The following is a 16,123-nucleotide window of genomic DNA, read 5'->3' as shown; positions in this document are numbered from 1 at the left end:
CGGGGCGGCACTCACTTTCTTTGCGGCTGCAAAGAAAGTAAGCAAAGAAAGCAGCTTCTGTTACGCCCGCGGTCATACGCACGTTGGGTAGTTCTCTCGTCCTCCGTGGCCCTCGCCTAAAGAGTGCCCTCGAAGGCCAAACCGGGCTTGGATCGCGCACGGTCTGATTAGCTGGATCGTTGCGCGCGCTGGTTCAGCACGAAATGGCTCCGGCCCGCTCCGCGGCCGATGGGTCAATCGGGTTTTGCGCGTACTTCTTCCTAAGGCCGCCATCTCACTGCACACGCGCTCCCCTGGTTTCCCACGCATACCCGACGGCAGGGCGCAGCGCTGTGCCGGCGCACTTTGGTGCTGAACCAATTCGTTACGTGGTGCGATGGTGCAGACCGTGCGCGAGCCAAGTCCGATCTGGCCTATGAGAGCGACACTTAGGCGAGTGCCACCTGGGACGAGAGAACTACCCAAACTGCGTGTGACTGCGGGCCTGAAAAGCTGCTTTCTTTGGTTACTTTCTTTGCAGCAGCAAAGAAAGTGACTGCCGCCCCGCACAGGGGCAGTGCTAAAAGACCGAAAAGAAATCAGGATTCCACAGAAGCACAAGCGAAAACAAGAAACAAAACCGTGAACCCCATCAAACCTTAACCGAAGGTTCGGCCTCCTCGGCTCGATGCTCCGTCCGCGTCTCCGGCATCGCGAGCCACACCATGAGAACGGCAAGCGCCCCCGCCCCGGCGAGACCAAAGAAACTCATCGCAGTGCCGAATCGATCGGCAGCAAATCCCGCAGCAGCGGTCGAAAGCGTCGCTCCCACACCCGCAGCGAGCCCGAAGAACCCTATCGTCAAGTTGTAATGCCCGCGCCCGCCCGCAACATCGGCGGCAATAAGCGGCAACATCACACCAAAGACCGCCGCACTGATCCCATCGAGCATCTGCACTGGAACGAGCAGATACGGACTGCTCACGCCCGCAAAAAGAATCGCGCGTATCGGCAGCGCGCAGAAGCCGAGGATCAGCACCGGCCGTCTTCCCCACTTCTGCGCCTGTCGCCCGACCCACGGCGATAACGCCGCGACGATGAACTGCGGCACGATGATGCACGCCGCAATCACGAGTTGAACGTTGTCGCCCATGTGCGCAGTGACTTCGCCGGCAGCGAGATTGAGCATTGCCGCGTTCGACAGGTGAAAGAGCACCACGCACGCCGCGAAGATCAAGAGGCGTCGGTCCTTAAGCAACTCGCGCAAGGATTCGCGCTCCTCGCCCTCGGGCGTGAGCTTAGGTCTGCCCGCAGGCGCGCGCGGCACGACGGGCGGCGCATCGTAATGAATCATGCGCAGCGCGACGATCGCCGGCAACGCGAGCGCAGCCGTCAGGAAGAACACCGAACGCAAAGACAGGTATTCGCCGAACGCGCCCATCAACGCTGCCGTCAGCGCGCTGCCGATCGACGCCCAGCGCGCATTGCGGCCAAGCCGGTCGCCGAGATCGGCGCGCGAGACAAGGGCGAGCGAGATCGCCGCCATCGCCGGAACGAGCATGCAGCTCGCGAAGCCGTGCAGAACTTCGGCCGCAAAAACGGGGACGAACGTCGGGCTCGCGGCGAGCAACAGCGCACTCACGATGATCGCGATGATCGCGGAGAGCGCTGCGAACTTCTTGTTGCGCATCGCATCGACGAGCGCGCCAGCCGGCAACTGGCTCGCCATCGCGCTGATCGTGCCGACGGAAAGCATCAGGCCGATCTCGCCCTGCGTCCACTTGTTGGCCGCGAGGTACGAAGCAATGAAGGGGCCGAAGCCGGTCTGCACGTTGGCGACGAAGAAGTTCAGCCAGTCGAGCGCGCGCAGACTGCGTGCAATTACCATGTTGTGATTCTTTTATCGATGTCGTTATCCGCTATCTGGTCAGACGCGCGCCCGAAGCGGGCGCTTGCGCCGGCGTCGCGCCCGAAGCCGTCGCGCTTCCCGCGCCGCTCGATGCCGATGCCGATGCCGCGCTCGCAGCCGTCGCCGGCGCTGGCACCACGGGCGACACGATCTTGATCGGCTGCTCGGGCGAGTAGGTCGGCGCGGCCTTCAGTTGCGCGTCGGTGAAGTCCATCTGTAGCTGGAGTTGCTTGTTGCGCGAGAGCACGTGCAGATCGCCCCAGTTGGCCGCGACATGCCGCTTGTCGGCCGCGAGCGAGCTGGACAGATCGAGCACGAGCGCCTGAGGTTGAGCCTGGGCATCGACGAGCACATCCACCACACGGCCGATGCGCGCGCCGCTCTTTTGCGTCACCGTCGAATCGACGAGCTGCATCAGATTGGCCGGCGCCTCCGCGACGGGCTGCGGCTTCGGTACCGGATCGGCCGGCTTGCCTTTGGCAGGCGGTGGCGGCGGCACGAACGTGATCGGTGCCGTCTTCGAGTTCGGCGTGAAGCGGAAGGCGGTCCACGGAAAATTGACCTTGCGATCGCCGACGCCGAGGAAGCCCGCGAGATTGACCATCATGAGCTTCGGCTTCGCGGACCCGTCGATGTACATGTCCACCGCGCGTCCGACGACCTTGCCGTCGGGACGCTGCACCTCGGCATCGAGCAGGCCGTGCAACTGGTCGTGCTGCATGATGCGCGTCGAGATGATCTGCGGCGGAGGCGGCGGCTCGGGCGGTTCGGGCGGCGGCACGACCACCGGTTCGGGCGGCTTCGGCTTGACGACGCGGCGCTTGGGTTTCGGCGCGGGCGCGGGCTTCACGGCGGACGCGGGCTCGGGCGCCTGAACCGCGGGCAGCGGCTCTTCGGGTTCGGCAGAGCCTGCCTCGTCGGGCGTCGGGATATAAGAGTGCTCGACGATGGGCGCCGGAACCTGCTGCGGCATCAGTCCGCACGCGGAAAGCGCGAAGGCGGCGACGAGCGGCAGGCTCGCGCCAGGGCGCAACGCGCGCAACGTTCGCATCATGGCGACGATGAACGCGGCCACGCACAGCGTCTTGCGTGCGACGGCATGGAAGACGCCGCTCACAAGACGCGCCCGCGCGAGCGCGTGAGAGCCGTTCGGCGACGCATCACCCCGATGCGAGGTACCGCCTGTCATCGCAAAAGCTCCATGGTTCCGGGTCACCTGCTTGTCTGGTTTGTCGTTGGATCGGTGGCTGTCAGATCGATTCGACGTGCGCGAAGCGTCGTTCGTTCAGCGGATTGGATTTGCATGTTGAATGACGCATGCAAAGTGCATAGTGCCAAGCCGAGACTTTCATGCTTCGGATGGCCGCGTGTTTCCATTCGATGCCTGCGCGAGCCGTGCAGCCGTGTCGGGCGCGCCCATCTTCTCGGCAGCATCGCGCGCGCTGAAGCCGCCCGCATCGCGCGCATGCGGATCGGCGCCGCGCGCGATCAGCAGTTCGACGATCTCGACGCGGTTGAACATCGCCGCAATCATGAGCGCGGTGCGTCCGTCGGGCGATGCGCCTTCGACGTCCGCGCCATGCTCGAGCAGCGTTTCGATGACATCGCGAAAGCCCTTGAACGCCGCGCCTGCGATCGGCGTCTGGCCGTTGTCGTTGCGCAGGTTCGCATCGGCGCCATGTTGCAGAATGACGCGCACCGCGTCGGCGTGACCGTGGTAACTCGCGAGCATCACGAGGCTGTCGCCCTTGTCGTTGCGCAGATTGGGCGGCAGGCCCTTGGTCAGAAGCGCATCGAGCATCGCGGCGTCGCCTCGGCGGGCGACATCGAACACTTCGCTCGCGAACGCGATCATGTCGTCGTTGGGGCCGTTGGGCGATGGCGTCGCCGGGCTCTGGTTCGGGTCGTGCTGCATGTTTCACTCCATCTCGATCGCGCCGCGTGCGCGGTCCTGGGTTGTCGGGATGCATCCGGTGTGCGCGGTCTTGCTGTTGCGCCAGGTTTTTTGAATGCGGTTGTATTGCATGTAATCTGGCATTCGGAATGCAATTCGAATGAATGCAGAATGCGAAAGCCGAATGCGACATCTGAATGCGAAAAGCAACGCGGGCGCGAGATCAACCGGGAGCATACACAGATTTGCTTGCAATCCGCGCTTTCCGCGCGGGCTCGGCAGCACGAATCGCGCCATGTCGCGACGCCTGTTGCCAGACAACGGTGCGCTTGACGCTGAAACTCGCGTGCCGTTAGGCTCGACGCGACTGTCACCATCCGCGTGGATATACGCGCCATCGCCAATGAATCGAACAACGTCCAGTCCCGACGATACGCCGCCCGCCGACATCGCCGTGCGCCGCCGCGCGCCCGCCGCCGAACGAAATCGCGATGCGATTCTATCGGTACTTGCGCGCGTTCTGCCGCAGAGTGGCATTGTGCTCGAGATCGCGAGCGGCACCGGACAGCATGCCGTGCATTGTGCCGCGGCGTTGCCGGGCATCGTCTGGCAGCCGAGCGATCCCGACGCCGACGCGCGCGATTCCATCGCCGCATGGCGTGCTCACGCGGGGCTCGCAAATCTGAACGCGCCGCTCGCGCTTGACGTCGAACGCGAAGACTGGAGCATCGCCAACGTCGCGGCCATCGTGTGCATCAACATGATCCACATCGCGCCGTGGACAGCGGCCGAAGCGCTGTTTAACGGCGCGGGCGCGCGGCTGGAAGCGGGGGGCGTGCTGTACCTGTATGGACCGTATCGGCGCAATGGCGCGCACACCGCGCCGAGCAACGAAGCCTTCGATCAGCAATTGCGTGCGCGCGATGCGCGCTGGGGCGTGCGCGACATGGAAGCGGTCGAAGCGCTGGGCGAGAAGGCCGGCCTGACGCTCGTGGAGACGGTCGCGATGCCGGCCAACAACTTCAGCGTGATCTTCGAGAAGTGCGCATAAAGCATGCATCCCGGCATTCTGCATCAAGCATTTTGCATTCACGCTTTTCGCATTCAAGCCTCGCGCGGATTCGCCGCGAACATGCCGCGCCAGGGCACGGTCGCCATCAGCGAGGCCGCAACGATCATCCCGCCGCCGATCCATCCCGTCGTCGATACATGTTCGCCGAGCCAGACGCTTGCGAAGAGGGCGCCGAACGCGGGTTCGCTCCCCATCAGGAGCGAGACGCGCGTCGGGCTGCTACGGCCGATCGCGTAGTTCTGCGCGAAGAACGCAAAGAGCGTGCACGCGAACACGAGGTACAGCACCGAGCCCCAGAACATGCCGTGACCGGCGAGCGCGGGCAACGGCTGCCATTGCGACGGCGCGAACGCAAGCGCGATAAGCGCACTTCCCGACGCGACCACACCCGCCTGCACCGCCGTCACGGTGAGCGCGGGCAGGGCGGATGTGCGCAGCACGCGCTTGGTGACGCAGACGGCCAACGCGCGCAGCACGGCGGCGGCGATAATCAGGCCGTCGCCGAAATTAAATTCGAAAGTGAGCGCGCCGTCGCTCGCAAGCAGCCACGCGCCCGCGAACGATACGCCGACCGCGAACCACTCCGCCGCAGCCGGACGGCGCCTGAGCAGCGCCCATTCGACGAGCGGCGTCAGCACGACGCACAAGCTGATAAGGAACGCGGCGTTCGCGGCGCGCGTGTGGAGCACGCCGAACGTCTCCGCGAGAAAGATGGAAAGCAGCAGCAGACCGAGCACGAAGACGCCGCGCAGCGTCGCCCCGCTCGCGTTCCCCAGATGCCGCAGGCTCGCGGCGAGCAGGCAGAACGTAATGCCGAAGCGCAGCGCGAGAAGTGCGAGCACCGGATAGAACGCAAGCGCGCTCTTGACGATGCCGTAACTGCTGCCCCACACCATCGCGACGGCAAAGAGGAGCAGATCGGACAGGGGAAGCAGGCGTCGGACGGTCATGGCAGCGGCTCCTGGGGAAGAAGCCGTCATTGTCGATCGATGCGTTCGGCGCGATAATCCAGTTCCGGCGCACAGCTTTCCTGTCGCAAATGCACAGATGAATTCAGCCGATCTTTTCGACCTCATGCCCCATATGGCCGTGTTCGCGCGCGTCGTCGATGCAGGCAACTTCTCGGTCGCGGCGCGGCAACTGGGCAGCACGCCATCGACGGTCAGCCGCCAGATCAAGCGTCTCGAAGAGGCGCTCGCCACCCGCCTGCTCGAACGTTCGACGCGCAAGGTCCGCGTCACCGAGCCGGGGATGCAGGTTTACCGGCATTGCCGCGACATGGCCGCGGCAGCGTCCGGCGCGATCGATGCGGCCGGCCAGGGGTCGGGCAAACCTCAGGGCCGCGTCGCGCTGTCGGCACCGACGGCTTATGCGAAATCGGTGATTCATCCGCTCGTCCCGTCGTTTCTTGCGGCGTATCCCGATGTCGTTCTGCAACTCGTATTCAGCGATCACGACATCGATCCGCTCGCGAGCGACGTCGATCTCGTCATTCGCGCGACGAGCCATCCGCCGCAAGGCTTGGCCGCGCGCGCGCTCGGACGCGTGCGCTGGCTGCTGTGCGCATCGGCGGGCTATCTTGGCGAGCGCGGCGCGCCGAAGCATCCGCGCGAGCTCGCGCATCACGACTGCATCCATCTGGGCGAAACCGCCGACGACAACCGCTGGCGCTTCACGAAACACGGCGAAACGGCGACGGTCGCGGTGCGCGGGCGTTACATCGCCAATCACGCGGGCGCGCGGCTCGAAGCGGCTGAAGGCGGGCTCGGCATCGCCGCATTGCCGGAATTCGCCGCACGCGACGCGCTCGCGTCGGGCCGCGTGGAGGCCGTGCTCGCCGACTGGGACATGCAGGCGCGCGCGTATCAGGGACCGGTGTGGCTGCTGTATCCGCCGAACCGTTTTTTGCCGCCGAAAGTGCGCGCGCTGATCGACCATCTTCACGCGCACCTGGGGGAGCCGGCCTGAACGCGGGCGATCCGTCGCGCGCCGAAACGATCGACGCCGTGTAGACTTCGAATGGTCGTTCATTGCGCCGCGTGCGAGCGTGGCACTCAATCCGATCTCCCCACACCGGAGGCGTCGTACATGCACGCAGCGTTGCCGCAAGGCGAGCAGGAAGCCGGTTCCAGCGATACATCCACGAGACCGCCGCGCGATTTGCGCCGCGTCGACATTCATCCCGATCATTGGTATCCGCTTGCGTGGTCGCGCGAGGTGAAGGCGGGACGCGCGCACGGCGTGCACTTCGCGGGCGATCCGATCGTGCTCGTGCGCACCGCGTCGGGCAACGTGTTCGCGCTGGAGGACCGCTGCGCGCATCGGCAGGTGCCGTTGTCGGCGGGCGTCGTCGACGGGGAATCGATTCGCTGCTGCTATCACGGCTGGACCTACGACTGCACAGGCCGCTGCACGGACATTCCCTATCTCGGCCGCGAGCGCCTGCCCAACGGCGTGCGCGCGTATCCGTGCCGGGAGGCGGGCGGGCTCGTGTTCGTCTTCACGGGCGACCCGGCGCTCGCCGACGCCGCCAAGTTTCCCGATCTCGGCTCCGCCACCGATCGCGCCTACAAGACGCGCCACTTCGGCCGCGAGGTGAAATGCCACTATTCGTTCATGCACGAAAACCTGATGGACATGAACCATCAGTTCCTGCATCGGCGGCAGATGGGCAGCATGCGCGCGCGCTCGCTCGGCAGAAGGCGCGGCGAAGACTGGATCGAAGTCGACTACACCTTCGCGCGCGAGGCGGGCAAACAGCCGATCGGCGAGGCGCTCGTCTTCGGCCAGAAGCGCGGCGCGAAGCCCGACGACGATCAGAAAGACGTGATGACGATCCGCACGGACTATCCGTATCAGACGCTCAAGATCCGCACCAAGGACGACACGATGGTGATGGACCTATGGATCGCCTACGTGCCGCTCGACGCCGAGCAGCGCACGAACCGCACCTTCGGTCTCTTGTCGATCCGGCGTCCGAAGATCGCCCCTTTGCTCGATGCCGCGTGGCCGCTGCTCGTGTGGTTTACCGAGCGCATCTTCAAGGAAGACCGGTGGATCGTGGAGCGCGAACAGGAAGCGCACGACCGGCAGGGCGCCGATCACAACCACGAGGTGTTTCCGGTGATCGTCGAACTGCGCGCGCTGCTGATGGAGCACGGCGTGCCGCATGGCACGGCACGCGGTCCGGGCGACGCGCGGCGCGTGCATTTCATCCAGCCGGTGCAGGAGATGCCGGCTTCCTGAACGTGTTCAGGTGCGCGCGGATTGCGCGGGTCGCGCCGCGGCGCTATACAGAAAGGGCAGCGAAGAAACCATACAAGGGAGGTCCATCATCATGAACAGCGACCCGAACAGACCGCGCGACGACGCATCGGGTATCGACGACGCGCATCCCGCCGTCGAACATTTCGATGCGGCGATAACGCACGTCGACGAATCGTACGCCACGGGCAAGATGGCGGCCGGCGCGGCGAGGGGCATCCTGTACAGCATCATCGAGACGCTCGGGACGCTCGTCGGCGATCCAGATTTGCCCGCCCATGCGCGCTCGGGCTACGAAGGTCTGCTCGAAACGGCGCGCGAGCTGCGCGCGAAGATCGAGCACTAGCCGCATCGATCGGGCGTCGCGAGCTTGCACTGCGTTCGCCCGATGTCATGTTCGCGTTTGCGCATCGTCGGATAACTTTCATAATACTTTCGATGCGAGAGTGACGCGTGTCGCCCTGAGAAACTGCTTCGTGAGTGCCGCTGCGCCCGGAGCCCCCAAAAAACGACGACCATCCCGGACACCCTTGTCCAGCAAGCCTCCGACGGATAGGCCGGGCCTCACACGCCGCGCGCCTTGGACGCGCTCGCGCCACGCTCGTGTCGACTCGCTGTCAGTTTCATGACCGGTTGCCCAATATCTGCGCGCCAGAAAATACTCGTTAACCAGACAGTGAAAAAAAACGACACAAAGGTGTGTCTTTCTTTCCCATTCGGTCTGTAAGCCATACACTTGCCAGCGATAAAAGTTACGAGTTGAAACATAACGACGTCGCCACGGCGGCACCGGTTCCACGACTCGCACGCAAGTAAATTGCCCACCGCTTGAGGAGAAAAAATGAAGGGTTTCACGTTGACCAAGGCCGCCGTCGTCGCAGCTACGGCGTTCGCAGCCGCAGCACCGGCGTTCGCGCAGAGCAGCGTCACGCTGTACGGTATCGTCGACGATTCGATCGTCTACCAAAGCAGCCAGACGAACCTGGCGAAGACGAACCCGGGCCGTTCGAACATCAAGACGGCGTCCGGCATCTGGGCGGGCAGCCGTTTCGGCTTGAAGGGCGCCGAGGATCTTGGCGGCGGCAACAAGGCGATCTTCCAGTTGGAGTCGGGCTTCGACATCAACAGCGGACAACAGCAATTCACCAATGCGATGTTCGGCCGCCAGGCATGGGTCGGTCTGACGAACCCGGCATACGGTACGTTGACCGCCGGCCGCCAGTACACCTCGTACTACACGCTGCTGTCGCCGTATAGCCCGACGAACTGGCTGACCGGCTACTTCGGCGCGCACCCGGGCGATCTGGACGGCCTCGACACGATCTATCGCGCGAACAACTCGATCGTCTACACGTCGCCGAAGTTCTACGGCCTGACGGTGAGCGGCTCGTACTCGTTCGCGGGCGTGCCCGACAGCGTGTACCAGGGCTCGACCTGGTCGGCGGCGATCCAGTATCAGCAAGGCCCGATCGGCGGTACGGTCGCGTTCTCGCGCATCAACAACGCGGCTGAAGGCGGCGGCATCTATAGCGGCAACTCGACGACGATCAACAGCACGTCGGCGACCGATGGCACGGGGCAGCCGGGCGTGTCGGCGGTGACGGCGGGCTACCAGCGTGCGCAAGCGCAGCAGCGCTTTGCGGTCGCGGGCGGCTACCAGTTCAACAGCGCCTGGGACATCTCGGTCACGTACACGAACGTTCAGTACATTCCGGGCGTGAACTCGCGCTTCACCGACGAAGCCGTCTTCAACACGGCAGGCACGGTGCTGCACTGGAAGGCGACGTCGGCATGGGACTTCGCGGCGGGCTACAGCTACACGTGGGCCAGCAAGGCGAACGGCATCAACGACGCTGCGTCGTACCACCAGTTCAACCTCTCGCAGTACTACTCGCTGTCGAAGCGCACGGGCCTGTACGCACTGGAAGCATTCCAGCGCGCGAACGGCAACACGCTGGCTGTTCCGACGAACACGTCGACCAATCGCCAGACGTCGGCCAACGCCACGATCGGCGACGGCTTCCAGAGCGCGCCGTCGGCATCGCGCAGCATGTTCGCAGCGGGCGTGGGCATCATCCACCGCTTCTAAGCGATGCTTCGCGGCTTGATGCATCGAATATTGCATTAAGCATTAAGCATTAAGCATTAAGCATTAAGCATTAAGCATTAAGCATTAGGCATTACGCATGCTGCATGCAAAACCGGACGCCTCGGCGTCCGGTTTTTTTTCGTGCGTCGCGGGCCGATGCGTCAGATGAACATGCCTCCCGACACCTCGACGCGCTGCGCCGTCATCCAGCGATTGCCGTCCGAGAGCAGCGCCGCGATCGCACCGCCGATATCGTCCGGCAGGCCCGCGCGCCCGAGTGCGGTGTTGTCGGCGACGAAGCGGTTGGTATCGTGATCGTCGCGCACGGCGCCGCCGCCGAAGTCCGTCTCGATCGCGCCGGGCGCAATGGTATTGACCGTGATGCCGTGCGGTCCAAGCTCCTTCGCCAGATAACGCGTCAACACTTCGATGCCGCCTTTCATCACGGCATACGCTGCGAACCCCGGCAGCGCGAAACGCGTGAGTCCGCTCGATACGTTGAGAATCGCGCCTTCCTCGTGCAGATATGGCAAGAGCGTCTGCGTCAGGAAAAACGGCCCCTTCAACTGGATGTTGACGAGCTCGTCGAATTGCGCAGGCGTCGTTTCGGCGAAAAGCGCATGGATGCCGATGCCCGCATTGTTCACGAGAAAATCGAAGTTCTCGCGCTCGAACAGATCTTCCAGCGTCTTGCAGAGGGCGTCGCCGAAAGCGCCGAAGGTTTCGCAGCGGGCGACATCGAGTTCCAGCATGGCCGCCTTGCCGCCCGCTTGAGCGATTTCATCGACGAGCGTATGCGCAGCTTGCGCATTGCGGTTGTAGGTGCCGATCACGCCCGCGCCCTGTTCGGCGAGTTTCAGCGCGGCGTTGCGCCCGAGGCCGCGGCTCGCGCCGGTGATGACTGCGATCTTTCCGCTCATGGTTCCATTCACGGTGACTGCTCCTTCGATTCGTGACCGATGCTTCAATGTAGGACGACGCGGCGCACGCAGGAAAGCGGTGTCGATGCTGCATCGCACAGACCGCGGGCGCGGCCTTTGCTGCATTGTTTCGATCGATGCACATACCGGAGCGACACACCATGACCGATCAACGAAACAAAGATAGCAATCCGGAACCGCCCGCGAGCCTCGAACGTCCGTTCAGGCTTTTTGCGGTGGAGCAGCGCGTGCTCGCGCAGAATGTCGACGGCAAGGTGATCGACATCGGCGCGATGGATTCGAAGAACGGCGAGTTCCGCGCCTGCATGGATTCGGGCGACATCGCCACGGAGCCGAAACGCAGCCCTGAACTCGCGTTGAAGGCGCTCGTGGAGAAGCTGTCGTTCGATTATCTCGACGGCCTTTTCACGAGCGAGCGCGAAGCCGAAGTGAGCGGCCGCTTGCAAGACTATCCGAACATTGAATTCGAGCTTGATGAAACCTTGCCGCGCGACATGACGGATCGCAGGCCGCCGCATCTTTTCTGATGTGACGCTTCGGGGAACTCTTTCGGGTTCCTTATCTAATTTCCGCGAGGCAGCGCTTTCAATTGTGCGACGAGCGTTGGATACATGTCGAGAAAGCCGGGTACGCCGAGCCGTTCGAGCAGGCTCGGATCGATCGTTTCGTTCAGCGCCGTTCCCGCCGCGCGCGGCTCCTTTCTGCACACGGCCTGCAAGAATGGATGATGAGTCGTGAACTCGGCGTATGAATCGATCGGTTGCGACTGAAACGCTTGCGGGGGAATCGCGATCGGCCCATCGATTGCAAGACCGCGTTCCGCCGCCTTCTTGCGCAGCCATTCGGCAGGAATGAGCGGCAAAAGGTCTTCAGGCGTGCGCGGCGGCGTCACATAGCCGCCGCCGACGTTCGCGTGCGCGCCCGCGAACCAGCGCTGTTCGAGCGGCAGATCTGCGCCGCGCGCATCGGTGCCTCGCGTCCACAAAGTCGGCTTGTAGAGCGAGCGAAATTCGTTCGCGGCGATCGCGTGATAGGCCGCTTTCGTGCTGTTCGAAAGCGTCGTGTCGTGGAACTTGTAATAGCTCGAAAATCCCGGCGCCGGCACGCCATCCACTGGTATGCCGAGTTCGCCGACCGTATCCCATACGCCGATGAACTCCACATTCACCTCGCGCGTGAACTGCTTGCGGAACTCGACGACGGAGTCATCCGCGGGCCCGACGTCCTTGTCGCGATAGATGCCGTAGGCCTGATCGATTGACTGAGGGCTCCAGTCGTTCGCGAGTCCGCACTTGCGGATGAGGCCGGCCAGGCTGCGCGCGGAATAGGCGCCACGGCTGAAGCCGAAGATGTAGATCTTCGCATCGGGCTTGTAGCGCTGACATAACCACGCATAGCCGCTCTTGATGTTCTCGCTGAGACCATCGCCGAATGCGCCGCCGAGGAACTTGTTCGCGAGCGAGAAGAGCCCGTTGCCTTGCGTGCCGACGCCGGGCACGTAAAGCGTTTCTTGCTGGTCCGTCTCGGGCGCGAGCTTGTAGAGCAGATAGGCGTTGGTGCGGTCATTGGGCTCGTTCCACGTGCCGTCGAAGAAGATGGCGAGATTCATGGTGCGCGTCTCCTGAATCGTTCGGTCCATGCGGCGCCGGTATGACAAAAGACGCCTTGAAGTAAGGAATAGGTAATCCGGGCACCGTCCGCAAGCACGCGAACGGTGCAATGAGCGTCTCAGGCAGGAGCGCGCTGGATTTTGGCGGAAAGACGGGGGACGCAAGAGAGATCGAAGCGCGCACACCGCGCGCAGCGTCCGAACCGATGTGCGATGCTTGGCGAGCGGCGAATGCGTAATGCATGCCGCATTCAATCGCGAGGTGAATCATGAAAAGAACGCCTTTCGCCACGATCATCGTCCTTGCGGCGGCAACGCTCGCCGCTCCGGCTTTCGCCCGCGAGGACGGACCGCGCTTCGCGCAAGACCGTCTCGATGCGCTCGTCGCACAACACAAGGAGGCAAGCCGGTATATCGCGCAGGACAGTCGCGCGCAAGCTCAGGCACGGACGCAAGTAAAGACGCGACACGATCACGCTTCATGATGTGAAGACCTACGCAGCGTGACATAGCGAACCGTTCGTCATGCATCGAAGAGCCGGCGTGCAACGCGCCGGATGGGATCGTTCGTGCTCAAAGGTATGAAATTTGCGACCGCCGCCCAGATGCTCCGCGGCTAAGCGCCGACGATCCTCCTCTCACTTCACAAAAAGCCATGACAAGGAAAGCCTTATCGATTGCCATTCTCTCCGTCTCGTTTCTCGCGGCGGGCTGCGCGGGTATCGGCCCGGGACGACTCAAAGCTGATCAGGTCGATTACGCCCGTGCGCTCGGCGATGCGAAGAAGCGCGAAATACTTGCGGCGATCGTCGGTTTGCGTTTTGCCGATGCGCCGTCCTTTCTCACCGTGAGCAGCATTATCGCCGCCTATACGTTCGATTCCTCGGGCGGCGTTATCCTCAATGCCGGCTCGGGCGCGCAGCCGAACTATGCGCAAGCGACAGGCAGCGTGTCGTACTCGAATCATCCGACGTTCACCTTTACGCCGACCACTGGCGATGCCTACGCGAGCGCATACATCCGGCCGCTATCGCCGACGCTCGTGATGCCGCTCGCCGAAAGCGGCATACCGATCGATTTGCTTCTGCGCATCACGGCGCAGTCGGTCAGCGGCTTGCAGAACGGCAACGCGCTGGGTGGGCCGAATGCATCGGGCTCGCCGCAATTCTTCCTGCTTCTGCAGGCATTGCGCCGATTGCAACTCGCGGGAGAATTGAACATCGAAACGCGCAACGCGGAAGACGACAAGACCGCGAAGACCGATAAACGCGCGGGCGGCAACAGCCCCGAGAAGGACAAGGGCGGTGTGTTCATCACGCTCGGCGCAACGCGCAGCGGAACGAACAAGGAAGTCGTCGACGATCTCGCGCTCGTGAGGAAGCTGTTGCATCTCTCGCCGAAGATGAAGACCTACGAGATCGTCTATGGACAATCGTCGGATCAGAATCGCATTCCGATGGTCACGCGTTCGGTGCTTGGCATCCTCACCGATCTCGGCGCGCAGATCGCGGTTCCCGACGAACAGGTGGGAACCGGCGCGACCAAGCCGAGCATCGGTCTGATCGGCGGAGAGACTCGGCCGACCATCATCGTGAAGGTGGGCGAGAAGGTGCCGAAGGATGCTTACGTGAGCGTGCTCTACGACGAATCGAACTATTGGATCGATCGCAGCGACTTCGATTCCAAATACGCCTTCACAGTCGTGCAGAACCTGATGGCGCTCGCGGAAGTGACGGACACGGCCAGATCACCCGTGGTGACGATTCCGGCGAACTGAGTCGGCGGCTAGCCGTATCGGACATGCTGAATGCAAAATGCCACCTTGCATGAAGCATTTCGAATGCAAAAAACAAGGGCGACCTCGTTAGGAGGTCGCCCTTCTGCATTTCAGCCGTATGGTGTCCGGCTGGCGGCGCTATTGCTTACTGGCCGAAGTAGGTGCCGAGCGCGCGCGAATGGGCGCCAATAGTACGTCCCGACTGCGACGAGCCATTGGCCACCGAGCCGTAGTCGCTCGATTGCACCGAGGTTTGCGCGAGTTGCTGGGCGCTTACGCGTGCCTGCGCCGCCTGAATGTTCGACGGATAGGACGGATCGCTGATGTTCGGGTTGTAGCCGGCTTTCTCGAGCTGAACCAGTTCAGCGCGCACTTGCGCGCGGCTGAGCGGCGTGTCCGATTGCTGCGCAAACGAAAGAGCCGGAGCTGCGAGAGCAGCAGCAACGGCAACTGCGGAAATGAACGTCTTCATGATGACTACCTCCGATTCGAATTTCTGATCGCGCTGCCGTTTCGTTTTAAGCAGCTTGTGAACGGAGTGTAAAGACGAGCCTTCGGAAGATCATTCGCGTTTCCGTTGAATGATCTTTGTCGATATTGGAATAATGGGTCTAGCAGATTGTTGTCTTGTCCGGGATAGGGCGTATGTGTGCCGCTACGGAGCGCGCGTGTATATGACACCGGTTTCCGGTCATACCGACATCCGCGATTCATTACCGTTTTCGTAAAGATGCTTCCTTCTAGCGATGAATGATCGTCGGGCTTCGTGCACTTACACTGCGCTCGTTTGCTTGGCGAACGCGCCGTGCTTCATCGAATGAGGAGTGTCGCCATGAAATCGTGGGTCAACGCAGTGATCGCCGCAGCGGTTCTTACCAGTCCGCTGGTCTCGTTCGCACAATCGAGTGCGTCGGTAAGCCGCGCGGATGTGCGTAGCGAACTCGTCCAGGTAGAGAAAGCCGGCTATGAGCCTGTCGCTGAAGATGCGTCCTATCCGGCAAAGCTGCAGGCAGCAGAAGCGCGCCTTGCCGCTGTGCGCGTTGCTCAAGCGCAGGCGGAAGGGTATGGATCGTCGACTGGCGCGTCGTCGCAAGCGGGGCGCGCGAACCAGCGTACCGATCCTCAAGCTGCATTCTTCGGGCAGTAAGTAATTCGGCGCGATTGCGGTCCTCTTAGACCACAGGACGCGCCTGGCCGCTCGAATACAGAACGCAAAATGCGCTTTAACGGATCGGTTTTATAGAGCGCACAGCAACCTCCGCCGCCGGCTCGCCGGTGGTTTTGCCCAGTTCATATAGCGACTGGGCCTTTTTGCGTCCCGATCGTACATTCACGTCGGCTATCGGGTTAACGCCATGCTATTCGACCTGCATCGTATGCAAGTAAAATTAATCAACCGGACGGTCGGTTAATAGCTATACTCGCTCCATCGCATCTCAAAAAGACGGCGGAGCCTGCATGTACACGCAATCCCTCGACCTTCCAAGTCCGACTCAACAAGCGGAAAGCCCATCCGCATCCCCCGCCCAAACCCGCTTCGACGCGGTGATGCAAGCCGACGGCAAGATCGAGCCGCAGGACTGGATGCC

At 62.8% G+C, this 16,123-nt stretch carries 16 protein-coding genes and 1 pseudogene; 10 read left to right on the top strand and 7 right to left on the bottom strand.

Annotated features, from left to right (window positions below):
• Nucleotides 1-631: 631 nt before the first annotated feature.
• From AWB77_RS11005 to AWB77_RS10995, 3 genes are all read right to left on the bottom strand, one after another.
• Nucleotides 632-1,867 (bottom strand): MFS transporter, encoded by a 1,236-nt coding sequence (locus tag AWB77_RS11005; protein WP_061134490.1) that lies wholly within the window; start codon nucleotides 1,865-1,867, stop codon nucleotides 632-634.
• A gap of 31 nt (nucleotides 1,868-1,898) precedes the next feature.
• Nucleotides 1,899-3,077 carry a hypothetical protein gene (locus AWB77_RS11000; protein WP_061134489.1) on the bottom strand — a complete coding sequence of 393 codons (1,179 nt, stop codon included), beginning with the start codon at nucleotides 3,075-3,077 and terminating at the stop codon, nucleotides 1,899-1,901.
• Between the two features lie 159 nt (nucleotides 3,078-3,236).
• Nucleotides 3,237-3,743, bottom strand: a complete 507-nt coding sequence (locus AWB77_RS10995; RefSeq protein ID WP_374728688.1) for an ankyrin repeat domain-containing protein — start codon at nucleotides 3,741-3,743, stop codon at nucleotides 3,237-3,239.
• Nucleotides 3,744-4,185: 442 nt separating this feature from the next.
• On the opposite strand from AWB77_RS10995, the gene AWB77_RS10990 reads away from it, so the two are divergent.
• Complete coding sequence (locus AWB77_RS10990; RefSeq protein ID WP_061134487.1) at nucleotides 4,186-4,833, top strand: DUF938 domain-containing protein; 648 nt, start codon at nucleotides 4,186-4,188, stop codon at nucleotides 4,831-4,833.
• 53 nt (nucleotides 4,834-4,886) lie between these two features.
• Here AWB77_RS10990 and AWB77_RS10985 read toward each other — a convergent pair whose 3' ends face one another.
• On the bottom strand, nucleotides 4,887-5,804 hold the full coding sequence (locus tag AWB77_RS10985; RefSeq protein ID WP_061134486.1) for a DMT family transporter: 918 nt from the start codon (nucleotides 5,802-5,804) through the stop codon (nucleotides 4,887-4,889).
• 97 nt (nucleotides 5,805-5,901) lie between these two features.
• Between AWB77_RS10985 and AWB77_RS10980 the strand changes: the two genes are divergently transcribed.
• The 4 genes from AWB77_RS10980 to AWB77_RS10965 all read left to right on the top strand — a co-directional run bounded on the left by AWB77_RS10980 (nucleotide 5,902) and on the right by AWB77_RS10965 (nucleotide 10,207).
• Nucleotides 5,902-6,822 carry a LysR family transcriptional regulator gene (locus AWB77_RS10980; protein WP_061134485.1) on the top strand — a complete coding sequence of 307 codons (921 nt, stop codon included), beginning with the start codon at nucleotides 5,902-5,904 and terminating at the stop codon, nucleotides 6,820-6,822.
• Nucleotides 6,823-6,942: 120 nt separating this feature from the next.
• A complete protein-coding gene (locus tag AWB77_RS10975; protein ID WP_061134783.1) occupies nucleotides 6,943-8,100 on the top strand; it encodes a Rieske 2Fe-2S domain-containing protein in 1,158 nt (385 codons plus the stop codon).
• Nucleotides 8,101-8,191: 91 nt separating this feature from the next.
• Nucleotides 8,192-8,464, top strand: coding sequence for a hypothetical protein (locus tag AWB77_RS10970; RefSeq protein WP_061134484.1), 273 nt, complete (start codon nucleotides 8,192-8,194; stop codon nucleotides 8,462-8,464).
• Nucleotides 8,465-8,959: 495 nt separating this feature from the next.
• Nucleotides 8,960-10,207, top strand: a complete 1,248-nt coding sequence (locus tag AWB77_RS10965; RefSeq protein ID WP_061134483.1) for a porin — start codon at nucleotides 8,960-8,962, stop codon at nucleotides 10,205-10,207.
• A 161-nt stretch (nucleotides 10,208-10,368) separates the two neighbouring features.
• On the opposite strand, the gene AWB77_RS10960 is transcribed toward AWB77_RS10965, so the two are convergent.
• Nucleotides 10,369-11,127 carry an SDR family NAD(P)-dependent oxidoreductase gene (locus AWB77_RS10960; protein WP_061134482.1) on the bottom strand — a complete coding sequence of 253 codons (759 nt, stop codon included), beginning with the start codon at nucleotides 11,125-11,127 and terminating at the stop codon, nucleotides 10,369-10,371.
• A 161-nt stretch (nucleotides 11,128-11,288) separates the two neighbouring features.
• Here AWB77_RS10960 and AWB77_RS10955 point away from each other — a divergent pair, with 161 nt between their 5' ends.
• The gene (locus AWB77_RS10955; RefSeq protein ID WP_061134481.1) at nucleotides 11,289-11,675 is read left to right on the top strand and encodes a hypothetical protein; all 387 of its coding nucleotides are present in this window, start codon (nucleotides 11,289-11,291) and stop codon (nucleotides 11,673-11,675) included.
• 35 nt (nucleotides 11,676-11,710) lie between these two features.
• On the opposite strand, the gene AWB77_RS10950 is transcribed toward AWB77_RS10955, so the two are convergent.
• Entirely contained in the window at nucleotides 11,711-12,757 is a 1,047-nt protein-coding gene (locus AWB77_RS10950) for a T6SS phospholipase effector Tle1-like catalytic domain-containing protein (RefSeq protein WP_061134782.1), read from the bottom strand.
• Nucleotides 12,758-13,026: 269 nt separating this feature from the next.
• Between AWB77_RS10950 and AWB77_RS10945 the strand changes: the two genes are divergently transcribed.
• Together AWB77_RS10945 and AWB77_RS10940 are read left to right on the top strand one after the other, a co-directional pair.
• Entirely contained in the window at nucleotides 13,027-13,242 is a 216-nt protein-coding gene (locus AWB77_RS10945) for a hypothetical protein (protein ID WP_061134480.1), read from the top strand.
• A 170-nt stretch (nucleotides 13,243-13,412) separates the two neighbouring features.
• Nucleotides 13,413-14,534 (top strand): hypothetical protein, encoded by a 1,122-nt coding sequence (locus tag AWB77_RS10940; RefSeq protein WP_061134479.1) that lies wholly within the window; start codon nucleotides 13,413-13,415, stop codon nucleotides 14,532-14,534.
• Nucleotides 14,535-14,679: 145 nt separating this feature from the next.
• On the opposite strand, the gene AWB77_RS10935 is transcribed toward AWB77_RS10940, so the two are convergent.
• Nucleotides 14,680-15,006 (bottom strand): DUF4148 domain-containing protein, encoded by a 327-nt coding sequence (locus AWB77_RS10935; RefSeq protein WP_061134478.1) that lies wholly within the window; start codon nucleotides 15,004-15,006, stop codon nucleotides 14,680-14,682.
• 345 nt (nucleotides 15,007-15,351) lie between these two features.
• Between AWB77_RS10935 and AWB77_RS10930 the strand changes: the two genes are divergently transcribed.
• Both AWB77_RS10930 and AWB77_RS36820 read left to right on the top strand, forming a co-directional pair.
• Nucleotides 15,352-15,681 (top strand): DUF4148 domain-containing protein, encoded by a 330-nt coding sequence (locus AWB77_RS10930; protein WP_341844971.1) that lies wholly within the window; start codon nucleotides 15,352-15,354, stop codon nucleotides 15,679-15,681.
• Nucleotides 15,682-15,992: 311 nt separating this feature from the next.
• Nucleotides 15,993-16,123, top strand: a pseudogene (locus tag AWB77_RS36820) (1,2-phenylacetyl-CoA epoxidase subunit PaaA); the annotation flags it as partial.

Origin of the sequence: Caballeronia fortuita (genome assembly GCF_001544835.2) — a bacterium.
GTDB lineage: Bacteria > Pseudomonadota > Gammaproteobacteria > Burkholderiales > Burkholderiaceae > Caballeronia > Caballeronia fortuita.
The sequence above is the reverse complement of the archived record's forward strand: the minus strand, read 5'-3'. Positions and strand labels throughout refer to the sequence as shown.

Excerpts from the sequence above, each read along its gene's own strand:
- AWB77_RS11005 (WP_061134490.1), bottom strand. The coding sequence starts at position 1,867 with ATGGTAATTGCACGCAGTCTGCGCGCGCTCGACTGGCTGAACTTCTTC.
- AWB77_RS11000 (WP_061134489.1), bottom strand. The coding sequence starts at position 3,077 with ATGACAGGCGGTACCTCGCATCGGGGTGATGCGTCGCCGAACGGCTCT.
- AWB77_RS10995 (WP_374728688.1), bottom strand. The coding sequence starts at position 3,743 with ATGATCGCGTTCGCGAGCGAAGTGTTCGATGTCGCCCGCCGAGGCGAC.
- AWB77_RS10990 (WP_061134487.1), top strand. The coding sequence starts at position 4,186 with ATGAATCGAACAACGTCCAGTCCCGACGATACGCCGCCCGCCGACATC.
- AWB77_RS10985 (WP_061134486.1), bottom strand. The coding sequence starts at position 5,804 with ATGACCGTCCGACGCCTGCTTCCCCTGTCCGATCTGCTCCTCTTTGCC.
- AWB77_RS10980 (WP_061134485.1), top strand. The coding sequence starts at position 5,902 with ATGAATTCAGCCGATCTTTTCGACCTCATGCCCCATATGGCCGTGTTC.
- AWB77_RS10975 (WP_061134783.1), top strand. The coding sequence starts at position 6,943 with ATGCACGCAGCGTTGCCGCAAGGCGAGCAGGAAGCCGGTTCCAGCGAT.
- AWB77_RS10970 (WP_061134484.1), top strand. The coding sequence starts at position 8,192 with ATGAACAGCGACCCGAACAGACCGCGCGACGACGCATCGGGTATCGAC.
- AWB77_RS10965 (WP_061134483.1), top strand. The coding sequence starts at position 8,960 with ATGAAGGGTTTCACGTTGACCAAGGCCGCCGTCGTCGCAGCTACGGCG.
- AWB77_RS10960 (WP_061134482.1), bottom strand. The coding sequence starts at position 11,127 with ATGAGCGGAAAGATCGCAGTCATCACCGGCGCGAGCCGCGGCCTCGGG.
- AWB77_RS10955 (WP_061134481.1), top strand. The coding sequence starts at position 11,289 with ATGACCGATCAACGAAACAAAGATAGCAATCCGGAACCGCCCGCGAGC.
- AWB77_RS10950 (WP_061134782.1), bottom strand. The coding sequence starts at position 12,757 with ATGAATCTCGCCATCTTCTTCGACGGCACGTGGAACGAGCCCAATGAC.
- AWB77_RS10945 (WP_061134480.1), top strand. The coding sequence starts at position 13,027 with ATGAAAAGAACGCCTTTCGCCACGATCATCGTCCTTGCGGCGGCAACG.
- AWB77_RS10940 (WP_061134479.1), top strand. The coding sequence starts at position 13,413 with ATGACAAGGAAAGCCTTATCGATTGCCATTCTCTCCGTCTCGTTTCTC.
- AWB77_RS10935 (WP_061134478.1), bottom strand. The coding sequence starts at position 15,006 with ATGAAGACGTTCATTTCCGCAGTTGCCGTTGCTGCTGCTCTCGCAGCT.
- AWB77_RS10930 (WP_341844971.1), top strand. The coding sequence starts at position 15,352 with ATGAGGAGTGTCGCCATGAAATCGTGGGTCAACGCAGTGATCGCCGCA.